At 74.5% G+C, this 7,859-nt stretch carries 7 protein-coding genes; 3 read left to right on the top strand and 4 right to left on the bottom strand.

Features of this window, described 5'->3' with window-relative positions:
- Positions 1-1,460 (bottom strand): acetyl-CoA carboxylase biotin carboxylase subunit (locus HLB15_RS03935; protein WP_171103881.1); only part of this gene is annotated, 1,460 nt, incomplete at its 3' end.
- A 7-nt stretch (positions 1,461-1,467) separates the two neighbouring features.
- On the bottom strand, positions 1,468-3,030 hold the full coding sequence (locus HLB15_RS03930; protein ID WP_229785255.1) for a carboxyl transferase domain-containing protein: 1,563 nt from the start codon (positions 3,028-3,030) through the stop codon (positions 1,468-1,470).
- 92 nt (positions 3,031-3,122) lie between these two features.
- Between HLB15_RS03930 and HLB15_RS03925 the strand changes: the two genes are divergently transcribed.
- Positions 3,123-3,671: a TetR/AcrR family transcriptional regulator gene (locus tag HLB15_RS03925; RefSeq protein WP_171103876.1), complete on the top strand. Its 549-nt coding sequence runs from the start codon at positions 3,123-3,125 to the stop codon at positions 3,669-3,671.
- Between the two features lie 158 nt (positions 3,672-3,829).
- Here HLB15_RS03925 and HLB15_RS03920 read toward each other — a convergent pair whose 3' ends face one another.
- Positions 3,830-5,005 (bottom strand): acyl-CoA dehydrogenase family protein, encoded by a 1,176-nt coding sequence (locus tag HLB15_RS03920; RefSeq protein ID WP_212759474.1) that lies wholly within the window; start codon positions 5,003-5,005, stop codon positions 3,830-3,832.
- A gap of 77 nt (positions 5,006-5,082) precedes the next feature.
- On the opposite strand from HLB15_RS03920, the gene HLB15_RS03915 reads away from it, so the two are divergent.
- On the top strand, positions 5,083-5,850 hold the full coding sequence (locus tag HLB15_RS03915) for an enoyl-CoA hydratase-related protein (RefSeq protein WP_171103874.1): 768 nt from the start codon (positions 5,083-5,085) through the stop codon (positions 5,848-5,850).
- A 49-nt stretch (positions 5,851-5,899) separates the two neighbouring features.
- Positions 5,900-6,712: a TrmH family RNA methyltransferase gene (locus HLB15_RS03910; RefSeq protein ID WP_171103873.1), complete on the top strand. Its 813-nt coding sequence runs from the start codon at positions 5,900-5,902 to the stop codon at positions 6,710-6,712.
- 11 nt (positions 6,713-6,723) lie between these two features.
- On the opposite strand, the gene HLB15_RS03905 is transcribed toward HLB15_RS03910, so the two are convergent.
- Positions 6,724-7,848 carry a GNAT family N-acetyltransferase gene (locus HLB15_RS03905; RefSeq protein WP_171103871.1) on the bottom strand — a complete coding sequence of 375 codons (1,125 nt, stop codon included), beginning with the start codon at positions 7,846-7,848 and terminating at the stop codon, positions 6,724-6,726.
- Positions 7,849-7,859 lie beyond the last annotated feature (11 nt).

The following is a 7,859-nucleotide window of genomic DNA, read 5'->3' as shown; positions in this document are numbered from 1 at the left end:
CCGCCGTCGCGCGCGGCGGCCGCCGCGACGCCCCACGCGGCTGCGACCAGCGCGGGCCACGGGTCGGGCGGTGCGAGGGCGTGGGTGTCGAGCCACGTGGTGTGCACCTCGTTGTCGCGGAACGCCGCGGAGTCCGCGAGCGCCCGCACGAACCCCGTGTTGGTGACGAGCCCGCCGACGACGGTCGCGTCGAGGGCGTCGACCAGCGCCTGCCGGGCGGTCTCGCGGTCGGGGCCGCGCGTGACGACCTTGCCGACCATGGGGTCGTAGACGGCGGGCACCACGGTGCCGTCCTCGATGCCTGCCTCGACCCGCGCGTGCTCGGGCCAGCGCACGCGCGTGGCGGTGCCGGCCTGGGGCAGGAACCCGGTGAACGCGTCCTCGGCGTAGACCCGGGCCTCGATCGCGTGGCCGTCGACGGCGACGTCGTCCTGGCCGAAGCCGAGCTCGAGGCCCGCGGCGACGCGGAGCTGCTGCTCGACGAGGTCGAGGCGCTCGCCGCGCACGGTGACGACCTCCTCGGTGACGGGGTGCTCGACCTGGAGACGGGTGTTCATCTCGAGGAACCAGGCGCCGACGTCGGCCCTCGAGGCCCCCTCGCCGCGCGGCGCCGCCGGGTCCTCGACGAGGAACTCGACCGTGCCGACCCCGGTGTAGCCGACCTCGCGGGCCAGGTCGACCGCCCACGTGTGGAGCCGGTCGCGCAGCGTCGGGTCGAGGTCGGGGGCCGGGGCCTCCTCGAGCACCTTCTGGTGGCGGCGCTGGGCCGAGCAGTCGCGCTCGTGCAGGTGCAGCACGGTGCCGTGCGCGTCGGCGAGGACCTGCACCTCGATGTGCCTGCCGCGCTCGACGAAGCGTTCGAGCAGGACGGTGTCGTCGCCGAACGCGGTGGCGGCCTCGCGCCGGGCTGTGGCGAGGGCGGGAGCGAGCTCGTCGGGCTCGCGCACGATGCGCATGCCCTTCCCGCCACCGCCCGCCGCGGCCTTGACCAGGAGGGGGTACGTCACGTCCCCGGCCACGGCGACCCGGTCGGCGGACGCGCGAGGCTGGTGCAGCGGGACCTCTCGCAGCACCGGCACCCCCGCCTTCTCGGCGATGCCACGTGCCGCGTCCTTGCGTGCCATGGCGTCCATCGCCTCGGGCGGCGGCCCCACCCAGGTCAGCCCGGCCCCGAGCACGGCGCGCGCGAAGTCGGCCTGCTCGGAGAGGAACCCGTAGCCGGGGTGCACGGCGTCGGCGCCGGACTCCTTGGCGGCAGCCAGCAGCGCGGGCACGGACAGGTAGGACTCGGTGGCCGGCGCCGGGCCGATCCGGACGGCCGTGTCGGCGGCCCGGGTGTGCGGCGCGCCGGCGTCGGCGTCGGAGAAGACGGCGACCGTGCGCAGGCCGAGGCGCCGCGCGGTGCGGATGACCCGCAGGGCGATCTCGCCGCGGTTGGCGACCAGGAGGGCTCGGATCACGGGTGCCTCACATCCGGAAGATGCCGTAGGACGGCGCGGTGATCGGGGCGGCGGCCGTCGCGGCCAGGCCGAGCGCGAGCACCCGGCGGGTGTCGGCGGGGTCGATCACGCCGTCGTCCCACAGCCGGGCGGTGGCGTAGTAGGGGTTGCCCTGCGCCTCGTACTGCGCGCGGATGGGCGCCTTGAACGCCTCGACGTCCTCGGGCGCGAGGTCCTTGCGCACCGTGGCGAGCACCGACGCCGCCTGTTCCCCGCCCATGACGGAGATGCGCGCGCCGGGCCACATCCACAGGAACCGGGGGTCGTAGGCGCGGCCGCTCATGCCGTAGTTGCCCGCGCCGAACGAGCCGCCGAGCACGACGGTGAACCGCGGCACGGACGTGCAGGCCACGGCGGTGACGAGCTTGGCGCCGTCCTTGGCGATGCCGCGGTGCTCGTACTCCTTGCCGACCATGAACCCGGCGATGTTCTGCAGGAACACGAGCGGGATGCGCCGCTGGTCGCAGAGCTGCACGAAGTGCGCGCCCTTCAGCGCGGACTCGGAGAACAGGATGCCGTTGTTGGCCACGATGCCGACGGGATAGCCGTCGATGTGCGCGAACCCGCACACCAGGGTCTCGCCGTAGCGGGCCTTGAACTCGGTCAGGCGCGAGCCGTCGACGATGCGGCGGATGACGTCGCGCACGTCGTAGGGCGTGCGGGGGTCGGCGGGCACGTCGTAGAGCCCGTCGGGGTCGAGCTCGGGCGGCTCGGGCGGCACCCGGTCGAGCACCGGCGTCGCGGCCGGGGTGGTCGCGATGATCTCGCGCACGATGCGCAGGGCGTGCGCGTCGTCGTCGGCCAGGTGGTCCGCGACGCCGGACGTCGTGGTGTGCACGACGCCGCCGCCGAGCTCCTCCGCCGTGACGACCTCGCCCGTCGCGGCCTGCACGAGCGGCGGGCCGCCGAGGAAGATCGTGCCCTGGTCGCGCACGATGACGGCCTCGTCGCTCATCGCGGGCACGTACGCGCCGCCCGCGGTGCACGAGCCCATGACGGCGGCGACCTGCGGGATGCCGCGCGCCGACAGGTTCGCCTGGTTGTAGAAGATGCGGCCGAAGTGCTCGCGGTCGGGGAACACCTCGTCCTGCATCGGCAGGTAGGCGCCGCCGGAGTCGACGAGGTAGACGCACGGCAGGTGGTTCTCGGCCGCGACCTGCTGGGCACGCAGGTGCTTCTTGACGGTCACCGGGTAGTACGTGCCGCCCTTGACGGTCGCGTCGTTGGCGACCACCACGCACTGCCGCCCCGCGATGCGGCCGATGCCGGTGACGATGCCCGCGCTGGGCACCGCCCACTCGTCGCCGTACATGTCGTAGGCGGCCAGCGCGCCGATCTCGAGGAACGGCGCGCCGGCGTCGAGCAGCCGGTCGACGCGGTCCCGGGCGAGCAGCTTGCCGCGGGACGTGTGCTTCTCGCGCGCGGCGGGCGACCCGCCCTGCCGCGCCCGCTCCAGGCGCTCCCGCAGCTGCGCGGTGAGCTCGCGCAGACCGGCGCCCTGGCCCGTTCCAACACCCGTGTCGGTGGTCATGTGCCGCAGCATAGCCCGGTGGGTTAACACGCGTTAACCACATCGTGGAACCCTCCGGGCCTCGTGCCGCTCACCTCCCTAGACTCCTTCTCGTGACACCGCGCAGGCAGCAGATCCTGGACACGGCGGCCGACCTCTTCGCGGCACGCGGCTTCCACGGCGTCTCCATGGGCGACATCGGCGCCGCCGTCGGCGTCTCCGGCCCCGCCCTGTACAAGCACTTCGCGGGCAAGGAGGACATCCTCGGCCAGTGCCTGCTGCACGCCTCGGACCAGCTCCTGGCCGGTGCGCGCGAGCTGCTGTCGGGCGCGGCGTCGCCACAGGCCGCACTGCACGCGCTCGTGGCACGGCACGCGGACTTCGCGCTCGACAACCCCGCGCTCATCGTCATCCAGGAGCGCGAGTGGGACGTGCTGGGCACCGAGGCACGGGCCCAGGTGCGCAAGCACCAGCTCGCCTACATCGACGTCTGGACCGACGCCCTGCGCCCCCTGCGACCTGACCTCGACCCGGCCGAGGCGCGTGCCGCGGTGCAGGCCGCCTTCGGCCTGCTGAACTCGACCCCGCACAGCGCCCGCATCAACCGCGCGACGATGCACGCGCTGCTGACGGGTATGGCGGTACGTGCCCTGCACCCGTGACGGCTGCGGCCCCTGACCGCCGCGGCCGCTGACCGCCGCGGCCGCCGACCGCCGCGGCCGCTGAGATCTGGTGCTGCCGTCGAGATCTGGCCGTGCACGGCCAGATCTCGACGTGGACACCAGATCTCAGCGGACCCCGCCCGGGAACCAGCGGGCCCCTACTCCACCGGGAGACCCAGGCCGCGGGCGATGAGCATGCGCTGCAGCTCCGAGGTGCCCTCGCCGATCTCCAGCACCTTGGCGTCCCGGTAGAAGCGCGCGATCGGGCCGTCCTCCATGACGCCGTACCCGCCGAAGACCTGCGCCGCGATGCGCGTGGCCGTGACGGCGGACTCCGTCGCGTACAGCTTGGCCACCGACGACGCACGGCGGAACTCGTCCAGCGGCGCCCCGGTGTCCTTGAGCATCGCCGCCCGGTAGGTGAGCGCGCGGCTCGCCTGGAGCATGACCTCGAGGTCGGCGATCTGGAACGCCACACCCTGCTTGCGGCCGATCGGCCCGCCGAACGTCGGCCGCACGCCCGCGTGCTCGACGGCGAGCTCGAGCATCGCCTGGATGCAGCCCGTGGCGAGCGCGGCGACGGCGACACGCCCGGTGTTCAGGCAGGTCATGAGCTGCTTGAACCCGTTGCCGCGCACGCCCAGCAGGTTGGCCTCCGGCACGCGCACGTCCTCGAAGCGCAGCGGGTGGGTGTCGCACGAGCGCCAGCTCATCTTGTCGTGCAGGGGTTCGACGACGTACCCCGGCGTGTCGGTCGGCACGATGACGGCGCTCAGCTCGGGGTGGCCGTCCGGCGTGGTGCCGGTGCGCGCCGCGACGGTGCAGACGCTGGTGATCGGCGTACCCGAGTTGGTGATGAACTGCTTGGCGCCGTTGACGACCCACTGGCCGTCGACGAGCTCCGCCGTGGTGGCCATGGCGTTGGCGTCGCTGCCCGCGCCGGGCTCGGTGAGGCCGAACGCCCCGAGCGTGCGGCCGGCCACGAGGTCCGGCAGCCAGGTCTCCTTCTGCTCCTGCGTGCCGTAGGCCAGCAGGGTCCCGACGCCGAGGCCGACACCGGCCCCGAGCGTGATCCCGACGGACTGGTCGACGCGGCCGATCTCCTCGACCGCGATGCTGAGGCCGGTGAGCCCGAGGTCGGACCCGCCGTACTCCTCCGGGGCGGTCAGGCCGAAGAGGCCCAGCTCACCCATCTGGTGCACCACCTCGACGGGCAGGCGACTCTCCCTGTCCCATCGGGCGATGTGGGGCGCGATCTCGCGGTCGGCGAAGTCCCTGACCGCGTCCCGGAGCTTGGTGAGCTCCGGGTTCTCTGGTGGATGCATGTTGCGCATGCCACAGAGGTTAACCACCATTAACCCCACGACGCCATACCCACGCCGGACCACGCCCCACCGGAGGACCTCTTCCCATGCCCAGTCAGCCCCTCGTCAGCTACGAGGTCGCCGCGGTCACCCCGCCCGACGGCGAGCCCACGCCGTACGCCCGCCTCACGCTGGACGGTCCCCGGCGCAACGCGCTCTCGGGCGCCCTGCTCGACGAGCTCGAGGCGGCCCTCGACCGTGCGGAGCGCGACGGCGCCCGCGCCGTCGTCCTGGCCGCCGCCGGCCCGGCGTTCTGCTCCGGGGCCGACCTCACCGAGGCGCTCGACGTCGGCATGGAGTCGTCCGCGCGCCGCCTGGCCGAGGTGCTGCGTGCGATCCTCGCCGCGCCGCTGCCCGTCGTCGCGCGCGTGCACGGGCCGGTGCGGGCGGGGGGCATCGGGCTCGTGGCCGCGTGCGACGTCGCGATCAGCGCCGACACGCTCACCTACGCGTTCACCGAGGCGCGGCTCGCGCTCACGCCCGCCGTCATCTCGCTCGCGGTGCTGCCGCGGATGACGCCGCGCGCGGCGTCGCGCACGTTCCTCACCGGGGCGACGTTCACCGCGGCCGAGGCCGCCGCGCACGGCCTGGTCACGGACGCGGTGCCGCCGGACACGCTCGACACCGCGGTCGACGCCGTCCTGGCCGACCTCGCGGCCGCCCACCCGCAGGGCCTCACGGCGACCAAGGCGCTGCTCAACGCCGACGTGCTGGCCCGGTTCGACGCGCACGTGGACGCGGCGGTCACCGCCTCCGCCGAGCTGTTCGCCTCGGAGGCCGCGCGCACCGCGATGGCGCGCCTGCTGCGCCGCTGAGGCGGCGTGACCGGGCGTGCCGGGCCGGTCCGGATGGTTGGATGGTCGCGTGGCCACCCGCATCTCCTCGCGCAACGCACGGTTCCAGCAGCTCCAGACCCTCCTGACCAACCGCAACAAGCGGCACCGGGCCGGCGAGTTCCTGGTGCAGGGGGTGCGGCCGGTCACCATGGCGGTGGAGCACGGCTGGGAGATCCGGGCCCTGCTGTACGACGGCGAGCGCCGGCTCTCGCAGTGGGCCCGGGACCTGCTCGCGGCGCACCCGGGCGTCGAGCACGTGCGCATGGCGCCCGACCTGCTGGCGGAGCTCGCCGAGAAGGACGAGGCGGAGCTGCTCGCCGTGGTCGGGATGCGACCGGACGACCTGGACCGCATCGAGACCGGGCCCGACTTCCTGGGTGTCGTGTTCGACCGGCCCTCGCAGCCCGGCAACGTCGGCGCGGTGGTGCGGTCGGCGGACGCGTTCGGCGCGCACGGCGTCATCACCACCGGGCACGCCGCCGACGCGTACGACCCCAAGGCGGTCCGCGCCACCACCGGCTCGTTCTTCGCGACGCCGGTGGTGCGGGCGCCGTCCACGGCCGAGGTCATGGCGTGGGTGGAGCAGCGCCGGGCCGCGGGCGTGCCCGTCGTCGTCGCCGCGACGGACGAGCACGGGGACGCGGAGGTGTCCGGGTTCGACCTGACGCAGCCGGTGCTGCTGCTGGTCGGCAGCGAGACCGCGGGCCTGACCCGCGCGTGGCTGGACGCCGCCGACGTGACGCTGAGCATCCCGATGACCGGCTCGGCCAGCTCGCTCAACGCGGCCAACGCCGCGACCGTGGTGCTCTACGAGGCCCGGCGTCAGCGGCTCGCCCGCTGACGGCGCAGGGCTCACAGCTCGATCGACAGCATCCGTGACCCGGACTGCTTGACGTAGCCCAGGCTCGCGTACAGGCCGTGCGCGCCGCTCGGGTTGGCGGTGTCGACGTCGAGGGCGGCGTACTCCATGCCGTCGGCCGCGAACGCCCGCATGCCCGCGGCGAGCGCCGCGAGCGCGATCCGGCGTCCCCGGTACGCGCGCCGTGCCCCGAGGATGTCGGTGTACCCGAACGAGTACCCGCGCACCGCGAAGTCGTCGGGGTACCGCCCGGCGAGCTGGTAGCCCACGACGAACGGCTCGCCGGCGCGCAGGGCGGCCGCCGTGTCGGCGTCGGTGTCGGGCGAGGCGAGCAGCGCGTCGACGTCGGGCGCGTCGTCGACCACCACGAACGACCACTCGGGCGCGAAGCCGGCGCGCTGCGTCCACTGCCCCGGGGCCTGCGGCTGGCTGCCCCAGTGGTCGCGGAAGGCGTCGTTGTGCGCGAGCCGGGTGGCCTCGTCGAGCTCCGTCGACCACGGCACGAGCCGCAGCGAGCCGGTCAGCTCCACCTCGGGCACGGGCCCGGCGTCGGGGCCGGTCAGCGGGCGGGCGAGGTCGGAGTAGTAGCGCCGCGGCGTCATGCCGGCGCGCTCGTAGAGGTGCAGGGTGGCGGCGGGCGCGTCGTCCTCGGCGAAGACGGCGATGCGGCCGGGCACGTCCTTGCCCGACGCCGCGAGCTTCTGCCGGGCCCGCCCGATCTCCCAGGCGAGCAGCTCGCGCCCGATGCCCTGGCCGCGGTGGTCCGGGTGCACGCCGCCCCAGGTGAAGGCGCGCACCTGCGAGACGTCGCCCGGCGGGGCCTCGACGTGCGCCCAGGCGACGAGGGCGCCGTCGTCGGCGGGGGACGTGGAGAAGCCGAGCAGCGAGTCGGCGGACATGTCGCGCCAGTCGCCGTCGAACAGCTCCTCGAGCTCCTCGAGGGTCGCGAGGAACGGCTCGGCGTCGACGCGCGCGATGTGGTGGCGCAGCAGCAGCCAGGCGGGCACGTCGTCCCGGGTCGCGGGGCGCCAGGACAGGCCGCCCGCCGTGGGCAGGGCCAGGGTCGCGGGCGCGGTGGCGCGCTCCGCGATGGGGGCCAGGGGGGTCTCGGCGGTCATGGTGCTCCCTC

This window comes from Promicromonospora citrea, from assembly GCF_013004695.1.
In the GTDB taxonomy this organism is placed as follows: Bacteria; Actinomycetota; Actinomycetes; order Actinomycetales; family Cellulomonadaceae; genus Promicromonospora; species Promicromonospora citrea.
The sequence above is the reverse complement of the archived record's forward strand: the minus strand, read 5'-3'. Positions and strand labels throughout refer to the sequence as shown.